This is a genomic window from Flavobacterium sp. PL02 (assembly GCF_035013205.1).
Lineage (GTDB): Bacteria > Bacteroidota > Bacteroidia > Flavobacteriales > Flavobacteriaceae > Flavobacterium.
Genome location: NZ_JAYGJP010000004.1, coordinates 161,745 through 186,266 on the forward strand (window position 1 = coordinate 161,745; position 24,522 = coordinate 186,266).

At 32.7% G+C, this 24,522-nt stretch carries 18 protein-coding genes; 9 read left to right on the forward strand and 9 right to left on the reverse strand.

The window, feature by feature from the left end:
* Positions 1–25 precede the first annotated feature (25 nt).
* The 3 genes from SHI72_RS14140 to SHI72_RS14150 all read right to left on the reverse strand — a co-directional run bounded on the left by SHI72_RS14140 (position 26) and on the right by SHI72_RS14150 (position 4,994).
* The gene (locus SHI72_RS14140; protein ID WP_323490350.1) at positions 26–2,623 is read right to left on the reverse strand and encodes a zinc-dependent metalloprotease; all 2,598 of its coding nucleotides are present in this window, start codon (positions 2,621–2,623) and stop codon (positions 26–28) included.
* A 104-nt stretch (positions 2,624–2,727) separates the two neighbouring features.
* The gene (locus SHI72_RS14145; RefSeq protein WP_323490351.1) at positions 2,728–4,290 is read right to left on the reverse strand and encodes a sensor histidine kinase; all 1,563 of its coding nucleotides are present in this window, start codon (positions 4,288–4,290) and stop codon (positions 2,728–2,730) included.
* 146 nt (positions 4,291–4,436) lie between these two features.
* On the reverse strand, positions 4,437–4,994 hold the full coding sequence (locus tag SHI72_RS14150) for a GNAT family N-acetyltransferase (RefSeq protein ID WP_323490352.1): 558 nt from the start codon (positions 4,992–4,994) through the stop codon (positions 4,437–4,439).
* An 815-nt stretch (positions 4,995–5,809) separates the two neighbouring features.
* On the opposite strand from SHI72_RS14150, the gene SHI72_RS14155 reads away from it, so the two are divergent.
* The 6 genes from SHI72_RS14155 (at position 5,810) to SHI72_RS14180 (ending at position 12,062) form a co-directional block, all read left to right on the forward strand.
* Positions 5,810–7,450 (forward strand): sensor histidine kinase, encoded by a 1,641-nt coding sequence (locus SHI72_RS14155; RefSeq protein ID WP_131474497.1) that lies wholly within the window; start codon positions 5,810–5,812, stop codon positions 7,448–7,450.
* A gap of 73 nt (positions 7,451–7,523) precedes the next feature.
* Positions 7,524–8,171: a response regulator transcription factor gene (locus SHI72_RS14160; RefSeq protein WP_039114701.1), complete on the forward strand. Its 648-nt coding sequence runs from the start codon at positions 7,524–7,526 to the stop codon at positions 8,169–8,171.
* A 548-nt stretch (positions 8,172–8,719) separates the two neighbouring features.
* Positions 8,720–9,943: a sensor histidine kinase gene (locus SHI72_RS14165; RefSeq protein WP_086894784.1), complete on the forward strand. Its 1,224-nt coding sequence runs from the start codon at positions 8,720–8,722 to the stop codon at positions 9,941–9,943.
* Between the two features lie 36 nt (positions 9,944–9,979).
* Entirely contained in the window at positions 9,980–10,351 is a 372-nt protein-coding gene (locus SHI72_RS14170) for a YegP family protein (protein WP_323490353.1), read from the forward strand.
* Positions 10,352–10,565: 214 nt separating this feature from the next.
* Positions 10,566–10,901, forward strand: coding sequence for a transcriptional regulator (locus SHI72_RS14175; RefSeq protein ID WP_323490354.1), 336 nt, complete (start codon positions 10,566–10,568; stop codon positions 10,899–10,901).
* A 177-nt stretch (positions 10,902–11,078) separates the two neighbouring features.
* The gene (locus tag SHI72_RS14180; RefSeq protein ID WP_323490355.1) at positions 11,079–12,062 is read left to right on the forward strand and encodes an LLM class oxidoreductase; all 984 of its coding nucleotides are present in this window, start codon (positions 11,079–11,081) and stop codon (positions 12,060–12,062) included.
* A gap of 90 nt (positions 12,063–12,152) precedes the next feature.
* Here the strand turns inward: SHI72_RS14180 and SHI72_RS14185 are convergent, their stop codons facing one another.
* From SHI72_RS14185 to SHI72_RS14205, 5 genes are all read right to left on the reverse strand, one after another.
* Positions 12,153–12,329, reverse strand: a complete 177-nt coding sequence (locus tag SHI72_RS14185) for a histone H1 (RefSeq protein WP_035625350.1) — start codon at positions 12,327–12,329, stop codon at positions 12,153–12,155.
* Positions 12,330–12,695: 366 nt separating this feature from the next.
* Positions 12,696–13,052: a putative quinol monooxygenase gene (locus SHI72_RS14190; RefSeq protein WP_323490356.1), complete on the reverse strand. Its 357-nt coding sequence runs from the start codon at positions 13,050–13,052 to the stop codon at positions 12,696–12,698.
* Positions 13,053–13,089: 37 nt separating this feature from the next.
* Positions 13,090–14,319 carry a ferritin-like protein gene (locus tag SHI72_RS14195; protein ID WP_323490357.1) on the reverse strand — a complete coding sequence of 410 codons (1,230 nt, stop codon included), beginning with the start codon at positions 14,317–14,319 and terminating at the stop codon, positions 13,090–13,092.
* A gap of 7 nt (positions 14,320–14,326) precedes the next feature.
* On the reverse strand, positions 14,327–16,213 hold the full coding sequence (locus SHI72_RS14200) for a GMC family oxidoreductase (RefSeq protein WP_323490358.1): 1,887 nt from the start codon (positions 16,211–16,213) through the stop codon (positions 14,327–14,329).
* On the reverse strand, positions 16,203–16,658 hold the full coding sequence (locus tag SHI72_RS14205) for a hypothetical protein (RefSeq protein WP_323490359.1): 456 nt from the start codon (positions 16,656–16,658) through the stop codon (positions 16,203–16,205). The genes SHI72_RS14200 and SHI72_RS14205 overlap by 11 nt, the downstream gene beginning before the upstream one ends.
* Before the next feature lie 495 nt (positions 16,659–17,153).
* On the opposite strand from SHI72_RS14205, the gene SHI72_RS14210 reads away from it, so the two are divergent.
* From SHI72_RS14210 to SHI72_RS14220, 3 genes are all read left to right on the forward strand, one after another.
* Positions 17,154–17,456: a hypothetical protein gene (locus tag SHI72_RS14210; protein ID WP_240474748.1), complete on the forward strand. Its 303-nt coding sequence runs from the start codon at positions 17,154–17,156 to the stop codon at positions 17,454–17,456.
* 84 nt (positions 17,457–17,540) lie between these two features.
* The gene (locus SHI72_RS14215) at positions 17,541–21,920 is read left to right on the forward strand and encodes a CusA/CzcA family heavy metal efflux RND transporter (RefSeq protein WP_323490360.1); all 4,380 of its coding nucleotides are present in this window, start codon (positions 17,541–17,543) and stop codon (positions 21,918–21,920) included.
* A gap of 4 nt (positions 21,921–21,924) precedes the next feature.
* Complete coding sequence (locus SHI72_RS14220; protein WP_323490361.1) at positions 21,925–23,055, forward strand: efflux RND transporter periplasmic adaptor subunit; 1,131 nt, start codon at positions 21,925–21,927, stop codon at positions 23,053–23,055.
* 352 nt (positions 23,056–23,407) lie between these two features.
* Here the strand turns inward: SHI72_RS14220 and SHI72_RS14225 are convergent, their stop codons facing one another.
* Positions 23,408–24,433 carry an LLM class flavin-dependent oxidoreductase gene (locus SHI72_RS14225; protein WP_323490501.1) on the reverse strand — a complete coding sequence of 342 codons (1,026 nt, stop codon included), beginning with the start codon at positions 24,431–24,433 and terminating at the stop codon, positions 23,408–23,410.
* Positions 24,434–24,522: the final 89 nt, after the last annotated feature.

Sequence of the window (24,522 nt, forward strand, 5' to 3'; positions counted from 1 at the left end):
CTGGTTTTTAATTAGGATAAAAGATTTATAGTGTGGTATTTAAAGCTTTCTCTATTCGTTGAATCAAATCAAAATAATGGTTTTGTGTTTCTTGATTTCCAATATTTTTCTTGGTTCTTAATAATTGTAAAATTTGTTTTAATTCTCCTTTTTTATCAGAGGTTACTTCTGAAACTCTTTTAAGAGAAGATTGATTTATATTACGTGCCATTCTTGATTCATCAAGCTGATTGCATAAATGAGGAATGTTTAAATTATCTTGTATTTCGATTAATTTTTTAGCATCTGTTTTCTCAAAAAGCTTGTTTGTAGAAACAATAAGCACATCGATATAGTTCTTTTGCGTCATACGTTCCATAATCGTTAATGATTTATTTTGGATTGTTGGAGCAAAAATATTCTGACGTAATGTTTTAAATAATTGCGTTACAGTAAACACATTTTCTTTAGCTTCATTACGTTGGTATAATTCGTTTTCGGTAATTCTTAACAAACGATCATCACTAAGCATACTATATAAAGTACTGTATTGTAATTCTCTCGCCAGGGTATAAGGAGTATACTCATAAGGACCAACTGGAGAATCTTTTAATGCATTCGTTTTATCTAGTATTGGGTTAAAAAACAACCACTCAGGAATAGTAATACTGTTTTTTAATAAATACGCTACAGCTCTTTTTTGGATTGAAGCAGGAACAGGTACATAACTTGCTTTGTTATCACCATGTACAGTTGTGTTAAGATAAATACCTCCAAGGTTGCTTAATACGTGTCTGTTATAAAGTTGCCATTGACCAATAGTACCAATATAAAGTTTACCAGTTTCGTAGTAAGACTCATCTTTATCATACGTCCAATCAAGGATATTATTTACAACTCGCTTTAAGTTTTTAAGTCCGTATTCACTCGCTTTCATCGCATCATTTCCTAAATCTTCTGATTGAGAACGTGGATCGATTATTTCATCTTGTTGCTCTCCATAAAAATAAATTGGATCATTTTGATGTTTTGAGATAAGACCGTTTAAAGCCGTGTGCTCTTCTTTTTCGTCACCATACCATCTGTATCCCCATTCGATAGCGTATTTATCATATTCACCAATTTTTGGCGTAATAGCTTCTACATGATCTTCTGGTTGAGCAATATAATTATAACGAGCATAATCCATGATTGATGGAGCAGTACCACCCATTTTTGCTGTAAAATCTTTAGAACGAAGTGACTCAACATCATAAGCAAATGAAGAACCCATATTGTGTTTTAATCCAAAAGTATGTCCTACTTCATGAGATGATACAAAACGGATAGCTTCTCCCATATGTTCGTCGCTAAATTTGTTTCCTCTGGCTTTAGGATCAATAATACCTGTTTGTATACGCATCCAGCTGTGTAAAGAGGTCATAACGTTATGCCACCATATAATGTCCGATTCGATTATTTCTCCACTTCTAGGATCTACAACTGCAGGTCCCATCGCATTCGATTTTGGAGAAGCTACATAAGTAATAACAGAGTAACGTACATCGTCGATATCAAAATCGGTATCTTCAGCAGTAGGTTCTTTTGCAATAACAGCATTTTTAAATCCTGCTTTTTCAAAAGCTATTTGCCAGTCACGAACACCTTCTATAATATATGAACGCCATTGTTTAGGTGTTGAAGGGTCGATATAGTAAACGATTTGTTTTTTTGGTTCAACCAATTCTCCTTTACGGTACTTCTCTATATCTTCTTTTTTAGGCTCTAATCTCCATCGTGTTATTAATTCTTTCTCACGCATTGCATGCTGATCATCGCTAAAATACCAGTGCTTTTCGGTAAAATACCCAACACGTCTATCCGAAAAACGAGGTTGCATAGGAACTTTGTCTAATAATATAATGTTACTAGTTACCCCAATTGTAACCGATAGGGCAGGACCACCACCTTCGCTTACAGAAGTAGTAAGTTGTGACTTAACAACTATATTTTTCGGGAACGATTTTGCGTATTCTATATATGATAGTTCCGATTTTACAGATCCACCAAAGCCAATGTTGCTTAAAACATCATTGAAACTTTTTTGTTTTCCGTCAAAAACTTTATTTGCTTTGATTACAATCGAAGTCGAATCATTGTTTTTTGTCTCGATATCAAAAACTTCTATAATAGACTCAGAGAAGTTATTATTTACAGATGCCGTTATTGCATCACCTACAGGAGATGAAACACTAGGAACAGATGATTTTACCCATACCTTTTTGGCAGTAAGATCTTTATGAAAAGTAATTATCTTGTTTTCATAATTCATTCCTTTATTTAACCCAGCCTCATTAACTTGCATTGGGACATTAGAAATCTTATTTACCACAAGAAATTCTCTCTGAAAAAGAGAATCATTTATTTCTAGATAAAGATCAGTTTTAGCTTGTATAATGTTAAATAATCCTTTTTTAACGGTTGCGCCTTTTAAAAGATCATCATATTTTTTTCCTTTTTTGTTGCTTGTAGAATCCTTTGCTTGTTCAGTTTTGTTTTCTTTACTTTTTTTATCTTTTTTCTGCGCAATAATTGTAGTACTATTAATTAATAATAGTAGAATAAATGTGTTTTTTAAATATTTCAATAATGCCTTTTCCCTCATTTGAAGTTAAGTTTAGGTTAATTTTTCGCCTAAAATATTGCATCCATTACGTTAAAAAAAACAAAATGGAGTGAGTGGCTTTTTTTCGGGAGTGAATGCTTTTTTTATTCAATTAAGGGTAAAATACAGACAAAAAAACCGTCTCTTTTAAACGTCTCAAAATCGGTTTTAGAATAGTAGTTGTAAATACTTTGTAAGTACTTATGACCAAACTTAGACTCCTTCCCGAAGTTTTGTTTTTCGTTTAGATTATTGGTAATGACCACCTTATTTTCCTGGATGGTAATTGTTATATTTAACGGATTTTCATCTGAAGCAATGTTGTGTTTGATAGCGTTTTCTATCGCGATCTGAAAAGCTAAGTAGGGTACTTTTTTTGATAAAACACTATTGTCTTCGATTGTTATCATAAAGTTAAATTCGTCTTTATATCTGGTTTGTTGCAAAAAGATATACTTCTCTATAAATAGAAGTTCTTCTTTCAGTGTAACAATATTTTGCTCAGGTGGATTTATTAAATACCGATAAATTTTAGAAAGATTTAAAGTAAACTTGCGTGCTACACCAGTATTACTTTCAATAAGCATATAAAGGGAATTCAGGGAATTAAATAAAAAATGAGGATTAATTTGCTCCTTTAATTGGTGCAACTGAATCAATGCTTTTTCTTTCTTTATCTTTTCATTTTCTAAACTTAATTTATTCTTTTCTTTGGCTAGGTCTTCTTTTTCCTGAAAGCTTTTGCGGGTAAAAAGCGCAAATAAATAAAAGAATATAAGTAAGATTGCTGTAGTTATAAAGTAAATTAATGACGCATATTTTTTTATAGCATCTACATCTTCATTTGCAATGTTTTCTGGGAAATTGACACAAACGTACCAATTTGTACCTGCTACATTTAAACGTTTTGTGTATCTAACAATGTCTAATTTTAAATATTCGGAAAGACCTATTTTTTTTGTGAAATCTATCTTAGGAATAAAGATTGTATCTGATGGTACTACATCGGTTATTTTAAAAACATTCTGCTTTATAAATTTAATTTCGGGGTGATAAAGTATAGTTCCTTCTTTATCAAATACAAAAGCATAATTTTCTGCCAATTGATCTACGGTTGAAAAATAGAATCGCAATGCTTTTAAATCAATATCATAACCATAGCGTACTACTTTGCCATTTGCTGCATTAGCTTTAAAATAAATACGCCAAAAAATGTTTTGTCCATCTTTAAGGATACAATTAAATTTATCTTTATCACCGTTTTTAGCAATGAAATCACTGATATCCGTTCTTAAATCAGCGTTCTTATTAGAGGTTCTAAATTCTGTTTTTCCATTGTTTATCTGGAACCAATTGTTTTTTACAAGATTCTGATTGGCATGTATAGTACTTAAAACGTTTAAATTATTTGATAAATTATTAGGAGTGCTAATTTTAATAATTTGCTTTATTTCTTTCTCGATTTCAAGAAAACGTGAAAACTCCAGCGCTAGAACTTCTTGCTTTTTTATAAAGCTACGTAGCGCGTTGGTAGAATTTGATTTTTCGGATATTTGTGTTATTAAACTGCTTAGTATATAAATAGAAAGCAATGTAACGACTACGAAAACAATTCCTAAAATAAAGAAGTTACGCCCAGAAAGGCTATTTTTTAATTTAAAATTCAATGGTATTCTTTAAAAACAAGGAATATAAAAGTCCTTATTATAATGTGGTATTATTAATTTTTTGCAAAGATAATTCTTTTCTTCTTCGTCTTATTAGGGGTTTATAAAACGTATTTATCAATATATCAGCTAAATCTATCTATTGTTTAGCCTTTTATCTGGAGGTGCTCCATTTTCTTTCCAATCAGGGTTTTGTTCCCAACAGGTTTAAAACCTAATTTTAAGTATAATTTTTTAGCATGAGGATTTGCTTCATCTACAAGTAATCCTAAAGTTTGTTGATTTTTATTTACATATTCATCAATCAAAAACTGTAAAATTTGAGATCCAATACCTTTTCCCTGGCACTTAGGATCAACTCCTAACGTGTCAATATAATATTCTCCTTTTTGAGTTTCGTCTTCAGGATTAAAATTTTTGTTGTAATGAGTTCTAACGTATTGTACGATAGGTTCTCTTAATAGGTTTAATTTTGCGCCATCATATATATTTACAGCAGCAACAATCTCGTTGTCATCTACAGCAACAAAACAATTTTGATAAGAGTATTGATTATTTTCCTTTGCTATAAAGTGTAGCAAAAAGTCTTTTGCTTTATTGTAGTTTTCTTCACCAATAAATTTATAAACAATATCCTCCATTGCTAATAGTAAATAGGTTGCAATACTTTCGGAATCCTTTATTGTTGCTTTTCTTATAATCATCACCTTTTCATTTTCGTTTTTGCAAAAATACCTTAATCTTGCATATATACCAAAATCAGACACATATATTAAGTTTTATTTTGGATTTTTCATCAAAATCGACTTTTATTGGTGATTATGTAATAAAATTCAATCAACAGAATTACACAAATAATCTAAACTAATAGTCGTTTTTACAACTCTGTAAGTGATTTAAGAATCTTTAAGTTTGATTATATAAAGGCAACAAACTCGATTTTTGCGATTCACATTTATATTAAAACTTATATTTGTATAATAAAAAGCGCTAACTTGTAGAACAAGTTCTAGAGTATGACTATCCGATGTTCTACATATTGATAAATTCTAGCAAGTTATTTTTGCAAAATATTCTTTCATAAAAAAAGAAAATATATTTCTAAAAAATAATTAAAATATGTAAATTGTATGAACATATTGGTTTTTATATTTAGTTAAAAGACTTCCCCAAATCTCTTTTAAATGCGTGTTCTTGTTTTAGTTTAGTATTAATTTTTTTTCAAAAAAAACATTGACACCAATTAAACCTATTTTATCTTTAATTGGTAACACAGATTTTAATATTTTAAAAACAATAACTATTTAAAAAATGTAGTACATATACTACTTCAGAACCTATATCAAAGCAGTTATTATGAGTTAATATTTTTATTAGTTCATTTTTTAACCTTAATACAGTATAAATTTTGACTAAAGAGAACTTGACAAAAAATACATTTGGTTTTACAAAACTAAAATTCGAACATAGAAAAGTAATTCATTATACTTTGCTGGCATTTGTAATCCTTTTACAAATCATGGCAGTTATAATATGGTATAACGAATCGACTAATGAAGCCAAAGTATCGAAGATTTTTGATTCGATAAACTATTTAGGCAGTGTAAAACAACTTACGAACGAGGTTAATGATTCGTTTATTAATTCCCAAAAACACTATAATAATTATATAAGTAATAAAGACGAAGCCTCTTTAAAAGAATACGCTGAATCAATAAATAAGACTGGTGAATTGGTTGATAAACTAAGCGCTGTTACTGCAAATAATCAGGAATTTAAACAATTGTTAATGGAGAAAAGCAAGTCCGAATCGGATGTTCTGGCTTTGCGATCCACCATTGACTCCATTATTGCGCTTCAAACGAATCCAAATAACAAAGAAGCAGCGAGTTTATTAGACTTTAAAAAGTTTGAATACAAGAAAATCCTGGATAGTATTAAAACGGATTCTTATATGAAAATTGATAGCGTATCCAAAAAAGGACTTTTCTCGAGATTAGGAGATGCGCTCGCTGGCAAAATGGACATTCAGAAAGAGCAATTAAAGATTGTTGTAACTATGAAATACAATGATAAACTTATTTCTGGTAGTATCGAGGATCAAATAAAAAATGTATTTGTAACTACTAATAAATACTATGAAAACCAGTTTAATAATTTAAAGAAATCATTTTCAAGTTTAAGAGATCAAGATTTAAAATTGACAGAGCTTAATAGCAAATTACTAAATTTAAGCGCTACGATATTACCTAACTATACAAATCCTATTAATACGCTACAGGCCGATTCTCAGAAAAAATTACAGGATCAGTACAAATCAAATATAACGGTTAGGAATTATACATTATTGATCTTAATAATTGTGATGCTTATCGTTTCAATCATACTTTTTAGTTTCACCAGAATGGCTTTTGAGTATGAAAAAAGATTAACAATCGCCCAGAATCAAATACGTCAGAGTTTAAACTTTAAGAATAGAATCATGGGAATGATTAGCCATGAGATAAGATCACCTTTAAGTATAATTTCTATGTATAGTAAGAAGATCAGTTCTTCTATAAAAGATGTTGAAATAAAGAACACATTCAAATCGATTCAGTTTACGACTAATTCTTTGATTTTATTATCAAATCAGATTTTAGAATATTCAAAAGAAGAAAATCACGAGCTTAAGCTAAAGAATAAAAATTTTCATTTAAAATCAGAAATAAATCAAATTATCGATTCTTTGTCTTCACTGGTAGAAAGCAAAGGAAATAAGATTAAGTTAAATTCTAATTTAAATTCTGATTACGAAGTGTACTCTGATGCTACAAAAATTCATCAGCTTTTTTATAATATCGTGGGTAATGCAAATAAGTTTACCGAAAACGGACTCATATCTATAGGGATTGATCTTGATAATAGTTCGGATTATGAGTATAATTTAAAAATAGAAATTCAGGATAATGGAGCAGGTATTCCAGAGCATGATTTAAAAAATATTTTCGAATTATATTACCAAGGAGCTGTATCTAACAAAATCAATGATTTAGGAGTAGGTTTAGGTCTTAATTTATGTAAAGAAATAGTCGAATTGTTTGATGGAGAAATCAAAATTGAAAGCGAAGAAGGAAAAGGCACAAAAGTTGTATTTAATTTGATATTAAGCCCAGTTTAAAATAAAACAGAATAAATACAGTTTTCGTATTTTAGAAGTATAAACGGGTTTATAATAATTTAATTTATAAACAATGAATTCATCAAATAGTTATAGTTTTTTAATTGCCGACGACCATGTCGTAGTACGTCAAGGGGTGACTTTAATTGTTAAAGAACTATTCTTGAACGCTATGGTTTATAAGGCAGCTACTTTTAACGATACTTTTAAAATATTAAAAGAGGTTAAAATAGATTTATTGATTTTGGATGTAAACTTCCCAGATGGTAATAGCTTGAATATATTGGCAGAAATTAAGGCAATTCAGCCAGAGGTCAAAATATTAATATTCTCGGCTCTAGAGGAGAATATTTATGCCATGCGATATTTAAATGCTGGGGCATCGGGATATTTAACCAAAGAAAGTTCTGAAGACGAAATGAAATTGGCGATAAATACAATGATTTCTTCAGGGAAATACATGACCCAGAATATTAAAGACAGAATTCTGGATTCTTATATTACTAAGAAACCTACAAATCCATTAGAAGTATTATCGAATAGAGAAATGGAAGTAGCACGCTTATTTGTTAAAGGCTACGGTAATCTGGAAATTCTGGAAATTTTAAAAATCAAGAAAACCACTGTTAGTACTTATAAAAACAGGATTTTCGAAAAACTGGAAGTAGATAATCTAGCCGAACTAATAAAGCTTTTTCATCTCTATTATGATGAGAAATAAATAGAAGCATAAGTACTATTCTCTTATTAAGTACAAATATTTTAAAAAGCGGAGCCTTTTAAGCTCTGCTTTTTTTGTCTTAAAAAACAAAGAATACAAAGCTTAGCGAACTCCGCGATTTTATAGAATCTTACTTATAAAAAATTTGTGTGCTTTGCGGCAAAAAACTATGATCTAGCTTAGAGTTAACCGCAAAGAGCGCAAAGATTTTCGCGAAGTGTGCAAAGTACCGTGTGTAAATGGATGGATTGTATTTTGCATGTGTTTCAATTGGTGTAGAGACGCACCGCAGTGCGTCTGCGTAAACTGCATCTATAATCTGTTTTTTAGTATGCTGAATTAACCGCAATTAGAGAAAGGTTCGCAAAGCTTCATCAATAGTTTTGCGAGCCTTTGTGTTTAATGCCCATAATCATGTAGTACAAGTTCTATATAAAGTGGTACGATGTACTATAAACTATTGATTTCATTGCTAGTATCTTTGTGAAGGACATTAAGAGATAATTTCTTTTTTGTTTTATTGTCGATGAATTTAGTAGCGAAGAGATATGATGTTTGATATTTACAATAAGGATGGTTATAGAGCTATGAATAGCTTCCCTTCAAAATTTCGTGAGGACGGAAACCGTATGTTTTATAGTAAGGTTTCGAATATAAAAGAGTTGAGAGCTCAGGAATTGAAATTCAAAGTACTGGAAGAAAGATTTCAATTTGCTCTGGAAGCTTCAAACACGGGTGTTTGGGATTGGGATTTAAAAACGAATACTGTTTATTATTCGTCGCAATCTTTTAAAATCCTCGAAATAAATTCTACTGATATTTTTGATAATCCAGAACGTTGGGATGAAATTGTACATCCAGATGATCTAGAAGAATATTACGCTACTATAAATGAGCATTTTGATAATAAGACTCCGTTTTATGAAAATTTTCATAGGGTATTAACCTCTAGCGGAAAATACAAATGGATTTTAGATAGAGGAGAAGTTATAGAGCGTGACTATAAAGGAAAACCATTAAGAGTAATAGGAACTCATACTGATATTACTGCTCAGAAAGAAAAGGAATTGGAGTTGGTAAAAACAATGAAGCTATACAGTGAAAAGAATAGCCAGTTATTAAACTTTTCTCATATAGTGGCACACAATTTAAACTCGCATGCGGGGAATTTAAAATTGCTTTTGGATATGATCGATGCTGAAAATAAAGGCATGGAAAACAGTGAAGCATTTAGTTATTTAAGAACCGTATCGAATGATTTGAATAATACGATTGCCGATTTATCTCAAATTGTAAATATTCAGAATAACCAAAATATTATTGTAAAACCATTAAACTTAAATTCATATTTAAAGAAAGTACTTGATATAGTAAGTGCATACAAATACAAAAATTTTGGTACAATTATAAATAACATCCCAGAAGAAGCTACAATTAATTTTAATCCGGCTTATCTGGAAAGCGTCTTATTGAATTTTTGCACCAATGCTATTAAGTATGCTGATCCGGAAAGAGCTTTAATAATTGAGTTTAATTTCTTTATAGAAAATGGCAAAAAAACATTTACTATAACTGATAATGGTTTAGGAATAGATTTAAAAAAACACGGGGATTTGTTGTTTGACATGTATAAAACATTCCATAAACATGAAGATGCACACGGAATAGGTTTGTATATAACAAAAAACCAGATTGAATCAATGAATGGAGCTGTAAACGTTGCAAGTGAAGTTGGGGTGGGAAGTACGTTTACAGTGACATTCAATGATTAAAAAGAATAGAATATATAATAGATAATAGTTTTAAAAATGGAGAAATTTGTAATTACAAAAAATACAAATGATGAGTTTCAGTTTGAATTTATAAATAAAGAAGGAGAGATACTTTTAAGAAGCAGCGGATACACAAGAAAATTTATGTGCGAGAAAGGAATTGAATCTGTAAAAACAAATTCACAAGACAGCACAAAGTTTTACAAAAAAACAATTTCTGATAATAAGGTTTATTTCAACTTAAAGGCCTTTAACGGAAAAATTATCGGAATGAGTAAAATGTACGAAAATAGAATTTCGCGTGATCAGGGAATTGAATTTTTAAAAGAAAAAGCACTTCATGCAATTACAGAAGATCAATCAAAATTATCAGAAAAAAATGTGAATTCTGAATCGATAGCATGCTGATTTAAACTAGAATAAACATAGTTACTTGTAGTAAAAAAGAAAGTCCTCCAGAATTTAATTTTTGAGGGCTTTTGGTTTATAATATTATAAATCTCGCTTTGATTTAATGACTAATAAAAAGTTAACAAAACAGATAAAACGGAGTCTAAATTGTTACAGGAATAAAATAGAATATAGATTTTACGTTAATTTTTTTGATAGTAAAAGTATTTATTTGTTCCTTTGTATCGATAATTACAGATATCTAGATATGATTGAATTATTTAAAATGTTGTCTAATGAGCATCGTATACTCATTTTATCATGGTTAAAGGATCCCCATGCCCATTTTGCAATTGAGGATATAGAACCAGAGGTAAAGGATTATGGGGTATGTATGAGTGTTATACAAAAAAAAGCAGGTATTTCTCAATCTACAACATCATCGTATCTATCGTCAATGGTTAGTGCTGGCTTACTAAAATCAGTGAGAGAAGGGCAATGGACTTACTACAAACGTAATGAAGAAAAAATCCAGGAATTAGGAGATTACATTAAACAAGCTTTATAGTTTTTGTTTTTATAATAACAAAAAGAACATTTAAGATGTTGATATAAAATAACAGAAGAAAGAACTTATAAGTTCTTTTTTTTAAACTATAGAATATCTATAATTCTAGATATCTAATAATATAAGAATATCGAAAATAATTTTGCAAAAGCTCACAAACATTAAAATTACATTAATATGGAAAATTCAATAAGAACTTTCGAAAATCACAAAGCATTCAACCGCATTTATGGTCCAAAAAAATTAACAATAGGCCTTTTTTTGCCACTAGATCTTTATGCTGGAGATCTTACAATCTTTAATAATCACACCAGCTATATCAAACAAATTGACGAAAAGAATTTTGGTGCTATCTGGGTACGAGATATCCCATTGTTTGATCCTAGTTTTGGCGATGCTGGTCAGGTATATGATGCATTTACCTATCTCTCATACCTTGCGGGACAAACCAAAAATGTAGCTTTAGGTACAGGAAGTATCGTATTGCCTTTTTGGCATCCAATCGCTTTGGCTAAAATTACTGCATCTTTGGATCAATTATCAAATAACAGATTAATCCTTGGAGTTGGTTCTGGCGATCGTGCTGCCGAATTTCCTGCATTCGGACTGCCTTTTGAAAAACGTGGGGAACGTTTTAGACAAATATTACAAGAATTCCGTCAAATAAGCCAAGAATCATTTCCTAAAATAAATTCTGAATTAGCTTATCTAAATGGTGTAGATCTGCTTCCTAAACCTGTGGCAAAATCCATTCCGGCTCTTGTTACTGGATCAAGTCAGCAATCATTAGAATGGATAGCAAATAATAGCGATGGCTGGATTACATATCCAGGAGCTACAGCTCATAAAAATGATACGATTCGCTTGGGCGAAAAAATAAATGCTTGGAGAGAACTTATTCCGAACCAGCAATTCAAACCACATATGACTAACGAATGGATTGAGTTGGATGAAGATCCATATTTCCCAAGAACACCACTAAGAGGAGGATTTGTACTAAAAACAGGAAGATTAGGACTTATCGATTTATTATCAGAATGGCAAGAAGCTGGTGTAAATCATGCAGCATTAGGTATTCAGTTCAGTAAACGACCAATACCAGAAATTATTGATGAATTGGCAGAGGAAGTTCTGCCTCACTTTCCATCACTAAATAGTTAAATATTAATAGAATATAATTTCAGTGTTGTAGTAAAAAAAGAAAGCCCTCCAGAAACAAATTCAGGAGGGCTTTTTAACTTGAGAATAAATTTATTTTTTAGATTCTTCTACAGAAACTTTTCTAAATTCTTTTAATAATTTCTCTAATTCTAAAGTTGATTTACGAGCTCTTGGTCCAGCTGCTTTCACACCTTTGTCCATTAAAGACTCATATTCATTTTTGAATGTTTCGAATTCTGTCGTGATTTTGGCGAATAAGTCGTTCATGATAATGCTTTTATTTAATTAAGGCGCAAAAGTAAAATTTTGTTCGTAAGTACTAAATAATTTGCTGTTAAAATCAATATTTTTTTTCAAAGCACACAATCCTAATGTTTTAGGGGCTTTAAAACATAATAATAGCTTAAAATTACACTAAAAACGAAGGTTTTTTTCAATTAATAGGGTGATTTTTTTTACAAAAAAAGGTCAGGAATCATCTAATTATGTCAGACAATAGGCTGTACAGCACATTTGAATGTTTTTTGCTAAATGATTTTTTCACGTTCATTTCTATTCCTGCAACAATTCCAGACTTTACGGCACCTCTGCAGCATACTTAAAAGGGATTAATCTCATCGGCAGATTATGAGTTTAAAAAGCTTTTCGGCTAAATCCCTCAATCTGCGTCAAAACTTCTGTAATCATAAATACTCGTTCATTAAAATCATTTAAGAATAAGTTGCCGTATGTCTTTACAAATTCTTTAAATATTGGCCCTTCTACATGTTTAAAAAAAGCATCTTGATTTTCGTAGATTTCCCAGAATACAACTTCGCCAGCAGGAGGCGTGGGTAAACTTTTTTCATTAAAATTAGGAATATGTACCATATACAATAATGTTTCGGGTTCTTTTTCATTTACATCCTGAGCAAGTTTTTTTAAAGCTGCAGTTGCTTTAACTTCATTTCCAGGTAAAATGGTCCATTTTGCGATTAGAGGATAATACATAATTGGTTTGTGTTTAGTTTATAGATGAATTAAAATATTATACTTCTACATATTCAAATGTTGGTCCAGCACATTCTCCATTTGCTAATGGAATATTTAATAATTCCAGCGCTTTATATTTAAGGTCATACATTACAGCAATACCTTTAATTAGTAAATCGGGATGACCGCTTACAGCATCGTTTATATTATTGAGAAGCGTTACATATACTTTATTAAAATCGATGGCTTTTTGTAATAGTTCGGGATTGTCCTTATAATCTTTCATTTTAGGATTTGCTTTCATATTATAAACCGATGACCAACTTACGGTAAACGGGCGGCCTGTAGGTACGCTTCTTACTGGCATCTGAAAATTAGTGTCATTGGCACTATACATACGCCCATAACTTATTTCCTGAAACTTAAAGTAATGTGCATATTCAATATCTTCTCCAAACATTACATGATCTGTAGCAATAGTTCCGTCTATACCTTCACCTTGACCAACGATTTCATCAATGGCTTCTTCAGCCTCTTCATAGTTTGTAACTTTTGTAATCTTACCACCACTACCATAATAATGCTCAGGAGTTATCTGGCGTTTAGGATCACCTTTAAATATTTTGCCTTCCGATTCTCGGTTCAGACGTTCTAAACCATATCGTATGGCTTCATAAAATTGTCCTATACTATCAAAATTCTTTGTAATTGGCGCATTAGGATCCGATGGTCTTTCGATTGTAGAAAATTCTTCTAATGCTTCTTTAGAAAATTTAAGCAAGTGTACTTTAAACGCTGGCGCTCCTTCGGGAACAACTGGTCGAATATCTCCGGGCAAAAAAGTAGGGTAGGAAGGGATGATATCTTTTACATTAAAAAGTTTTTCACCTTTTTTTATACTTTTGGGATCAGTGATTGCATTAAGAATATTAGATACTAATATCATGTGCAACATTTCCTCTACAACTACGCTTCGTATTAACGCAGCAGCCTCGACATTGCTCCCCTCTTTTATGGTGTAAAGTCCACATAGATAAGGTGGTATTGTCGAAAGTTCTAGTTGTAACGCAGTCCTAAGACATCGCTGAAGATGTTTTATATCCTTGATATAGTTCATGACATCATCCTGAGACATTTTTAGTTGAACAGGAAGATCTTTAATTTGCAAAGCGTCACCTTGCAGAGCAATCGAGTTTGCGATTTCTTGTGGCGTGTCCAAATGGGTGAGAGGCTTGATTAGTTTCTGACGCTTCGGATTATTTTTTTGAAAGAAATTATTTTCCATGATTTAATTATTGTTCAAGTTGTTTAAGAATAGCTTCTGCGGCTTTAAAAGTCAGGGCAGACATTGTTAGAGTAGGGTTGGAGGTGCCTAGAGTAGGCATATTGCCACAGCCCACAAGAAAAAGGTTTTCATGATCCCAGGTACGCATATCTGTATCTACTACTGAGTCTTGCTTAGTAAATCCCATGCGGTGAGTTCCTACAATATGTCCAGCACCTGCAAAACTGTATCCTTTGCCTTTATAGGTTACATAATCAGGGTCTACTCCGGGTTTGTACTTTGTAAAATCTTTAATACCACATTGGTCAAACAATTGCTCAGAAACAATTCCTGATGCTTCAAAAGCTTTTAGCATATACTCCGTTGCGTTGTAGTGAATAACAGGTCTGTAATTATCGATATTATCCTTGTATACAGGATCAATTGTTACACGATTGTTTGGGTCTGGAGCTTGTTCGCATTCAAAGTGAGTAAAGAATTGTCGGGTAACACGATCTTCGATTCTATCACGTAGTTTTTTACCAAATACACCTTCGCTAACAGCCTCACTTACATCTGATCCCGGAGAAAATGTAGGCCATGCCCAACCCCAGTTATCCAATGGTAATATCCATGCAGCATGGTCTTTACGAAATTCTCCATCACGAAATGTTGGAATATTGGTAGTAGAACCCGGACCGCGATACGGATAAATAGGTTCTTTGGCAAGTCCCCATCGTAATACCGTCATGTGATCCATTAAGTTACGACCCACCTGATCACTACTATTGGCAGCACCCGAAGCAAGTAGTAATTTGGCATTTTCTATGGCACTAGCAGCCATTACATATATTGTTCCTTTGGCAGTAAATGTTTCGTATTTACTAGAGTTACCGTTTGCATATTTTTTATATTCAACACCGTTTATCCAGTTAGAAGTTTCGTTTATTAATAATCGGGAAGCTACAGCTTGTGTTTTTATGGAGAGATTTCCCATATCACACTTTCTAAGCGTTTTTAATGCGTTATACTTAGCTTGCACAGGACAAATAGGAACGCAGCTTGCATTACCTTCGCAACGTTGCCCAGTATAAGGATCCCAGTTTGACCCCACAGGATTATAATCTACTTTTGATTTGCTTCGGGTTATATCCAGTTTCTTTGTACCCGGATTCCAAGCTACTCCATCAATATCATAATCTGTATTAGGAATAGAATTCCGACCTTGTGGCGTACTAATGCAATACAATTTGTATGCTTTATCATTAAGTATAATTTTACTGTTTTTGTCTATTACATCAGTCATTACTTTATCGAGATAACTTATCGGGATGCCTTTCATAGGAAGTACATAATCCTTATTATAGATACTTTTTTGCTCAATAGGATAGTTTTGATCCTTTACATCTCCAGAAACACCAATTTCATTTTCGGCCATTTCGTAGTAACGGTTCATATCTTCATATTTAATAGGCCAATCTACAGCAACACCATATTTTGATTTCATTTTAAAATCATTCGGTAACATTCGGAGTGTTGTACCTAACCAGTGTAAGGTCGTACCACCAGGAGCACGGGTACAGTCACTTGCAAAAGGCAATGGTCCCATTTGTACTAAATACCCATTAGTAGACGGCTTGTTTTTTTGCATCACCTGTAAGTCTAATACATTTATAGATTGTGCATCTTTTACATCGGGATAAGGTGAGTTTGGTACTTTTGCGGAAGCAGTATAAAAAGTAGTAAGATAGTCTTGATAATTTTTGTAATTAGCTTCCTGATCCATAGCTATACCTGCTGTTAATCCAGCTTCGAGCATCAATACTTTTTTTCCTGCATTGGTGAGCAATTTTGCTACTATTGATCCAGCTATTCCAGATCCAACAATTACCACATCATAACTATTATTTTCCATTTGAAACTTTTTTAGCAGTTGATTGTTTAACTGAAAGAGGAAGATCTGACCATGAACCATACCCTGGTTGTTTGGCTCCAGGCGGGTGTGCATGTATCGCATCCCACATTAAGCCTTGTATGTATGAAGCTGATGATACTACATTCCCTTTCCAATTTCCTGTATACCAAAGAACAATAATACTTTGAGCTAGATTGCCATAAGAAGATGTAGGCATAAACTGTGTAGCCAGAGTATGCTCGATTGTTTTTGCATTTTGCTTAGAATCGATGAGTAGTTTATTAAAATCGATAAAGAAGTAATCAACGTCTTCTTTATTTATATTTTTAAGAATGGTATTATAATAACTTTCCTGCATTCCAGTAGACTTAAGTTCTGTTTTACTAAAACCGGTAAGTAATGCCGAAGCTTCTAAAAAAAGTTTAGAATAGGGGATAGGTTCCATAAGATTGGTTTGGGGGATTTAGGTGTTAATTAATAATTTAGGTTTCGATTACATTATTTTTTTGATTTTTACTTACGTAGAATGATTATAAATAACTGGTAATCAATACCTTTGTCTAGCTAAAGTATATAAAGGAGATAGTGTAGCAATACGTGTTTTTACCTGTTTTTTTTATATAGCTACTTTATTGATGCAGCAATAATTAGCCTTAAGAGTTATCTTATTAACAGGTTGTTAGGTTTTATCTTATATTTATTTATAATAAACGAAAAGTGCTTATTAATTGAAAATAGTTTAATGTTTTGCTCGTATTAATGAAATAAAATAAATTGCATTTTGCTTCTCTCTTTAAATCAATAAAAATGGCTTAGACCCAATTTAAAATTGGGATTGTTTTGTCATAAAAAGTAAATTTGTGAAGTGCGAAAAGTTATTCCTTACATATTCATCTTCTTAATAGCGTCTAACATTGGCTTCTTTCAGCAATTTTATAAATTGCCTGTATTACTTGAGCACTTTAAGGAACATCAGCAAATAGGAAATGTAAGTTTTATTGATTTTTTGGCCATGCATTATTGGGGCGATGATCTAAACGATAATGATGGTGATCGCGATATGCAACTTCCTTTTAAAAATATAAGTGGTTATTCATTACAGCTTGTATTTATACCTACAGATAAACACACCATTTATATACCTTTTAATACTGGACTTAAAGAGTCTGCTATTATTCCTTATACATCCAACCTGTATTCTAACCCTGCCTTATTTTCGGTATTTAGACCTCCTATAGCATAATTTAATTTTTCAAATTTTTATTGTAGTTAAGACATTTATAAGTCTCAGCTATAGCATTATTATATCTAAAAATTAAATCAAATTATGCTTAATAAGATAATACAATTCTCAGTTAAGAATAAACTGGTAATTGGCGTCTTTACATTGCTATGGATTATTTATGGCGTGTATGAAGTTAGTCGTTTACCAATAGATGCCGTACCAGACATCACAAACAATCAGGTACAAATTATTACAACCGCTCCATCCTTAGGAGCCGAAGATGTTGAACGTCTTATAACATTCCCGATAGAACAGGCGATAAGTAATATTCCGCAACTTAAAGAAAGTCGTAGTATTTCGCGTTTTGGACTTTCGTTAATTACAATTGTTTTTGATGATGATACAGATGTGTATTGGGCGCGTCAGCAGGTTGCCGAACGTTTACAAAAAGTAGAAATAGACAAAAATGCCAGTAAACCCGAAATGGCTCCTGCAACAACTGGATTGGGCGAAATATACCAATATGTTGTAAAACCACAACCGGGTTACGAAGCCAAGTATTCTCTTGAGGATTTGCGAACAATTCAGGATTGGACAATTCGAAGACAACTTTTAGGAACTCCCGGAATTGCTGATGTAGCTACTTTTGGGGGGAAATTAAAACAATATGAAATTGCCGTAAATCCAGCACGATTAAAAGCCCAAAGTCTTACTATTAAAGAGGTTTTTACAGCTTTAAGTAGTAATAATGAGAATACAGGAGGAGCTTATATAGAGAAAGGGCCAACAGTACTTTATATCCGTAGCGTTGGTCTTACCAAAAATATAAGTGATATCCAGAATATTATTGTAAAAAATACCCAAGCAGGAACACCAATTCTTATAAAAGATATTGCTGATGTAAAAATGTCTTCGGCGATACGTTATGGAGCTTTAACCACAGATGATCTGGGAGAATCTGTAGGTGGAATTGTTATGATGCTTAAAGGTGAAAACGCAAATAATGTTATTGTAGATGTAAAAAAACGTGTTGCCGAAATTGAAAAGATTTTGCCAGAAGGTTTAAAAATAGAGCCTTTTCTAGACCGTACCAAAATGGTTGATAATGCTATTGGTACAGTTCAAAAAAATCTTATCGAAGGGGCATTGATTGTTGTCTTGGTATTGGTGCTGTTTTTAGGTAATCTGCGTGCAGGATTTATTGTAGCATCGGTGATACCATTAGCAATGTTATTTGCTATTATCATGATGAATACTTTTGGCGTAAGCGGAAATTTAATGAGTCTTGGTGCTCTAGATTTTGGTTTAATAGTTGATGGTGCTGTAATTATAGTCGAAGCCATATTACATCATATGCACAGCACTAAAAAGTATAAAAACGTAGATAGTGTTTCGCAACCAGAAATGGACAAAGAAGTTGCTAGTTCGGCAGGTCGTATGATGAACGCAGCTGTATTTGGACAAATAATTATCCTTATCGTTTATCTTCCTATTTTATCATTAGAAGGAATAGAAGGTAAAATGTTTAAACCAATGGCACAAACCGTTGCTTTTGCCATTTTAGGAGCATTTATCTTATCGCTTACCTATGTGCCAATGGTTAGTTCTTTATTTATAAGTAAAAAAGTAAACCATAAACCTAATCTTTCCGACCGAATTATGGCAAGGTTAGAATCGTATTATGAAAACTGGCTAACTAAAGCTTTACGAGTAAGAAAATCTATCGTTATCTCGGCATTTGTTTTATTTGGTATTGCAATGTTTTTGTTTACACGAATGGGTGGTGAGTTTATACCACAACTAGAAGAAGGAGATTTTGCTGTAGAAACACGTTTGCTACTAGGAACAAACCTATCGACAACTACAGAAACAATTCAGAAAATTTCGGCTGCTCTTAAAAGCAATTATCCCGAGGTCGAAAAAGTAGTATCGAGAATTGGTAGTGCCGAGATTCCTACGGATCCAATGCCAATAGAAGGCGGGGATATGATTATTGTTTTAAAAGATAAATCGGAGTGGACAAGTGCTTCATCTTTCTCCGAACTGGCAGATAAAATGACCGAAACAGTAAAACAAGTTGCTCCCGGAGTTACGACTGGTTTTCAATTTCCTGTTCAAATGCGTTTTAACGAACTTATGACTGGTGCAAAACAAGATGTTGTATGTAAAATTTATGGAGAAGATCTTGATAAACTGGCTGAATATGCCGAGAAATTAGGCAATATTGGTAAAACTGTAGAAGGGGCGACAGATCTATATGTGGAGAAAGTTACAGGAATGCCACAAATCGTTATAGACTATGATTGGGCCGAAATGGCTAAATACGGAATCTATGTTTCTGATATTAACCAAACCGTAAATGCAGCTTTTGCAGGTGCAGTCGCTGGTAGTATTTATGAAGGAGAAAAACGATTTGATATGGTTGTTAGAGTTGAAGCTAGCGGACGAAAAGATATATCTGATGTACGTAATCTTTTAATCGCAACACCATCAGGAATGCAAATTCCGCTTTATCAGGTAGCATCGGTAAAAGAAATTGAAGGTCCAAACCAAATACAACGAGAAGACGCTAAAAGAAGAATCATTGTTGGTTTTAATGTTAGAGGTCGGGATGTAGAATCGATTGTAGAAGAATTACAGAAAAAGGTAAATGCGCAGATAAAATTTGATCCAGGATATTATATCACTTACGGAGGAACTTTTGAAAACTTACAACAAGCAAAATCTCGTCTAGGTGTTGCTGTACCAGCTGCATTATTTATGATTTTGGCATTGCTATATTTTGCGTTTCGATCTCTAAAAGAAGGAATTATAATATTTACAGCAATTCCTTTATCGGCAATTGGTGGGGTATTTGGACTTGCATTGCGCGATATGCCTTTTAGTATATCTGCAGGAGTTGGTTTCATTGCATTATTTGGAGTAGCCGTACTTAACGGAATTGTTTTGATATCGGAGTTTAACCGAATACAGAAGCTGGGCGAAATCACTGATCCGTTCCAAATTATCATTACAGGAACAAAAAACAGGTTGCGTCCCGTATTAATGACAGCCGCTGTAGCATCGTTAGGCTTCTTGCCAATGGCTTTAAGTAATGGTGCAGGTGCAGAGGTTCAACGTCCACTTGCAACAGTAGTTATAGGAGGATTAATAACAGCAACTTTACTTACTTTGTTCGTGCTTCCGTCTATTTATTTAATGACATATCATACCAAAGTATTTACTAAAAAAATGAAGAAACATAAAATCGATAAATTGACATTATTACTTGTTGGTTTATTAATTACAGCTTCAGTTCAGGCACAACAACGACCTATATCTCTTGATGAATCATTGTCTATTGCGATTCAGAATAACAAAAGAGTGAAATCGGCACAACTGAACGAAAAATCAAAAGAACAACTCCAAAAATCGGCTTTTGATATCCCGAAAACTACTTTAGATGCAGACTATGGTCAGTTTAACAGTGGTCTTAACGACACTCGTTTCGGCATTAGCCAAACATTTGCTTTCCCAACTGTTTATAGCAATCAGAAAAAGGCTTTAAAAGAAGGGTATAATGCTGCCAAAGCTGAATCTCAGTTAACGGCACAGCAAATTAAATCGAATGTGAGGAATCTCTTTTATTCCTATATCTGGCTAAATAGTAAAAAAGAACTATTGGCTTACGCCGATTCTATTTACAGATTAATGGAACAGAAATCGGATTTGCGTTATAGAGCCGGAGAAACAAATGTGCTTGAAAAAAGCGCATCTCAATCGGCAAGACAATTCTATACCAACCAGCTTACAATGGTAAACAGAGATATAGATATAACAATACGATCTTTTAATGCTGTTCTTCAGGATAGTATAATTCATGTTCCTACAGCAACTAATATCAAGAATGAGTTTAATGTTTCGTTAAACGAAAAATCAAATTCGGCAGAGTTGCCACAAATAAAACTGTCCAATCATATTGCCGAAACTGCAAAATGGAAATGGAAAACAGAACAAGCTAAGATGCTACCAGATATTACATTGGGATATAATAATTTGAGTATAATAGGTGCTCAAACCAATGATGCTGGGCAAGAAGTATATTATGATAGCAGCCATAGGTTTAGTTATGTAAATCTGGGATTATCTATTCCGTTGTTTTATACAAGTCAATCAGCACGAAATAAAGCTGCTAAAACAGAATACGAAACGTATAAAACAATGGCAGAAGCAGCAAAAATTGAAGTGAAAACGGATATTTCGAATGCTATAAGTGAGGTAGAGAAGTATAAAGAAAGTCTTAATTATTATGAGAATGATGGGCTTAAAAATGCATCGACTATAATTGATGCTGCCAATAGTCAGTTAGAAAATGGAGATATTGATTATCTACAATGGGTATTGGTGGTAAACCAAGCAATTACAATAAAAAGTGAATATCTAGACAGGATTAATGATTATAATAAAGCCATAATTAATCTGCAAACCATTAATAATTTATAATATAATGAGAACATATATAACCGCAATTTTAGGCATGTTGCTTATAGTATCCTGCAAAAGCGACAAAAAAGAAGAACAAAATAATGCTGAAGTCAATAAGCAAGAAAACAGCATTCAATTAACTAATGATCAGGTAAAAAATGCTGGATTGATTGTAGGGAACCCACAAGAAAAAAATGTAAAAGAAATATTAACGCTTCAGGGAACAGTTACTGTACCGCCCAAAAGTGTTGTAAGCATCAGTATTCCGTTAGGAGGATATATTAAACAAACAAGTTTAATGTCTGGAATGCATGTTAAAAAAGGCCAGTTATTAGCAGTAGTAGAAGATATGCAATACATACAACTGCAACAGGATTATCTTACTGCAAAAGAAAAGTTTCAATTATCGCAAAGCGAATATAACAGACAAAAAGAACTTAATGCCAAGAAAGCAAGTAGCGATAAATTATACGAACAAACTGCTACCGAAATGCAAACTCAGCGTATAAATATGGCATCATTGGCACAGAAACTAACTTTATTAGGGATTAATGTAAGAACACTTACAGCCTCAAATATCAGTAAAACGGTATCTATTGTTTCGCCTATAAATGGTCTGGTAACTAAGGTTAATGTAAATGTGGGGAAATACATATCTCCAACGGATATGTTGTTTGAATTAATGGAAACAAGTGATATCGTTCTTGTTATGAATGCTTTTGAAAAAGATATTCACTTACTTTCTGTAGGACAATCTGTTACAGCTTTTACTAATAGTAATCCTTCAAAGAAATATACAGCTAAAATCGCTTACATAAATCAAAGTCTTAACGGAGATCGCGCTGCCGAAGTTATTTGTAAAATGAATAAATACGATAGCTCATTACTTCCGGGGCTTTTTATTAATGCTGAAGCAGAATTTGAAAACGAAAAAGCACTTACCGTTCCAGAAGATGCTGTTGTAAGATGGCAAGGCAAATTCTTTGTTTTTTCTTCTACAGGAAATAATAATTATAAAATGATTCCGGTAGAACCAGGAACGACCAATGAAGGCTTTCGCCAAATTAAATCTTCTCTAATAAATGCATCATCCAAAGTTGTGACTAAGAATGCGTACACACTTTTAATGACGTTTATGAATAGTGGAGAGTAAAAGCCCAAACATTTGTTAAACAGAAAAAGGTAGTCACTAGGCTACCTTTCCTGTTTAATGTATCTAGGTAGAGACGCACCGCAGTGCGTCTAACACAATACATATCGCAAAACGATATTCAACAATATCTAGGTAGAGACGCACCGCAGTGCGTCTAACCCAATATATATTGCAAAATGATTTTTAACACATAGAAACATAGATTTAAAATGAATATCTAAAGCACCTTATAGAAAATCATAATTTTTTCACATAGCTAACTATGTGTGTTTTGACTAATTGAAACGCCTTGTTTGTAACTAAAAAAATCTATGTTTCTATGTGTTAATTTTATTCAGACGCAAAATAAAATTTATTCTGCCTTTCTAATTAATGGGATAACTTTTGTTCCAATTAATTCTATTGCATTCATTAATTGGGAATGTGTAAGTCCTGCATTATCCATTTGGAATGTAAATCTTGAAACACCGCCAAGAGATTCACTATGTCTCAAAATTTTCTCAGCTACTTGTTCGGGATTCCCTACAACCAAAACCCCTTTTTCGTCGATAAGACTATCAAACTGTGCTTTTGTAACAGGCGGCCAGCCTCGTTCTTTTCCTAGTTTAGTCCAAAGTTCGGCATACCCCGGATAATAATCGGCAATTGCTTTTTCATTTGTACTACCTACATAACCTGGCGAATGCAAGCCTACTTTTAATTCTTTGGCAGTAAATCCTGCTGCTTTACCTGCTTCTCTATATAAATCAATTAACGGACGAAAACGATGTGTTTGACCTCCAATAACAGCAACCATTAATGGTAATCCTAAAGATCCTGCTCTTACAAAAGATTCTGGAGTTCCGCCAACGCCTAGCCAAATGGGTAATTTTTCTTGTAATGCACGTGGATAAACAGGAAGGTTATTTAGAGCAGGACGAAATTTTCCTGACCAAGTAACAAACTCATTATCTCGTATTTGTAGCAAAAGCTCCAATTTCTCTTTAAAAAGTTGGTCGTAATCATTAAGATTAAATCCAAATAGAGGATAAGCTTCTATTGATGATCCACGCCCAACGACAATTTCTGCTCGTCCTTTGGAAATTAAATCCAGAGTAGCAAAACTTTGATATACACGCACAGGATCAGCAGCACTTAAAACACTCACGGCACTTGATAACCGAATATTGCTTGTTTTTGCTGCAGCTGCTGCCAAAATAACTGCTGTAGCAGAATCTAAGAATTCTTTTTTGTGATGCTCGCCAATACCAAATATGTCAAGACCTACCTGATCAGCTAGTTCAATTCTTTGTAATAATTGCTCCATTGCATCTACGCTACTAAGCGTATTATTGTCCCCGTACATTGCAGAGGCAAAACTATCTATACCTATTTCCATCATAGTAGTAAAGATAATAAATTTTGTTTTCTTTTTATTGTAGCTATATTTAAGTATTCGTCTAGCATTAATTATATTTGGCTATAAAT

Coding starts and splice junctions, on each gene's coding strand:
- SHI72_RS14140 (WP_323490350.1), bottom strand. CDS start 2,623: ATGAGGGAAAAGGCATTATTGAAATATTTAAAAAACACATTTATTCTA.
- SHI72_RS14150 (WP_323490352.1), bottom strand. CDS start 4,994: ATGATTATAAGAAAAGCAACAATAAAGGATTCCGAAAGTATTGCAACC.
- SHI72_RS14155 (WP_131474497.1), top strand. CDS start 5,810: ATGGCAGTTATAATATGGTATAACGAATCGACTAATGAAGCCAAAGTA.
- SHI72_RS14160 (WP_039114701.1), top strand. CDS start 7,524: ATGAATTCATCAAATAGTTATAGTTTTTTAATTGCCGACGACCATGTC.
- SHI72_RS14165 (WP_086894784.1), top strand. CDS start 8,720: ATGATGTTTGATATTTACAATAAGGATGGTTATAGAGCTATGAATAGC.
- SHI72_RS14170 (WP_323490353.1), top strand. CDS start 9,980: ATGGAGAAATTTGTAATTACAAAAAATACAAATGATGAGTTTCAGTTT.
- SHI72_RS14180 (WP_323490355.1), top strand. CDS start 11,079: ATGGAAAATTCAATAAGAACTTTCGAAAATCACAAAGCATTCAACCGC.
- SHI72_RS14185 (WP_035625350.1), bottom strand. CDS start 12,329: ATGAACGACTTATTCGCCAAAATCACGACAGAATTCGAAACATTCAAA.
- SHI72_RS14190 (WP_323490356.1), bottom strand. CDS start 13,052: ATGTATTATCCTCTAATCGCAAAATGGACCATTTTACCTGGAAATGAA.
- SHI72_RS14195 (WP_323490357.1), bottom strand. CDS start 14,319: ATGGAAAATAATTTCTTTCAAAAAAATAATCCGAAGCGTCAGAAACTA.
- SHI72_RS14200 (WP_323490358.1), bottom strand. CDS start 16,213: ATGGAAAATAATAGTTATGATGTGGTAATTGTTGGATCTGGAATAGCT.
- SHI72_RS14205 (WP_323490359.1), bottom strand. CDS start 16,658: ATGGAACCTATCCCCTATTCTAAACTTTTTTTAGAAGCTTCGGCATTA.
- SHI72_RS14215 (WP_323490360.1), top strand. CDS start 17,541: ATGCTTAATAAGATAATACAATTCTCAGTTAAGAATAAACTGGTAATT.
- SHI72_RS14220 (WP_323490361.1), top strand. CDS start 21,925: ATGAGAACATATATAACCGCAATTTTAGGCATGTTGCTTATAGTATCC.
- SHI72_RS14225 (WP_323490501.1), bottom strand. CDS start 24,433: ATGGAAATAGGTATAGATAGTTTTGCCTCTGCAATGTACGGGGACAAT.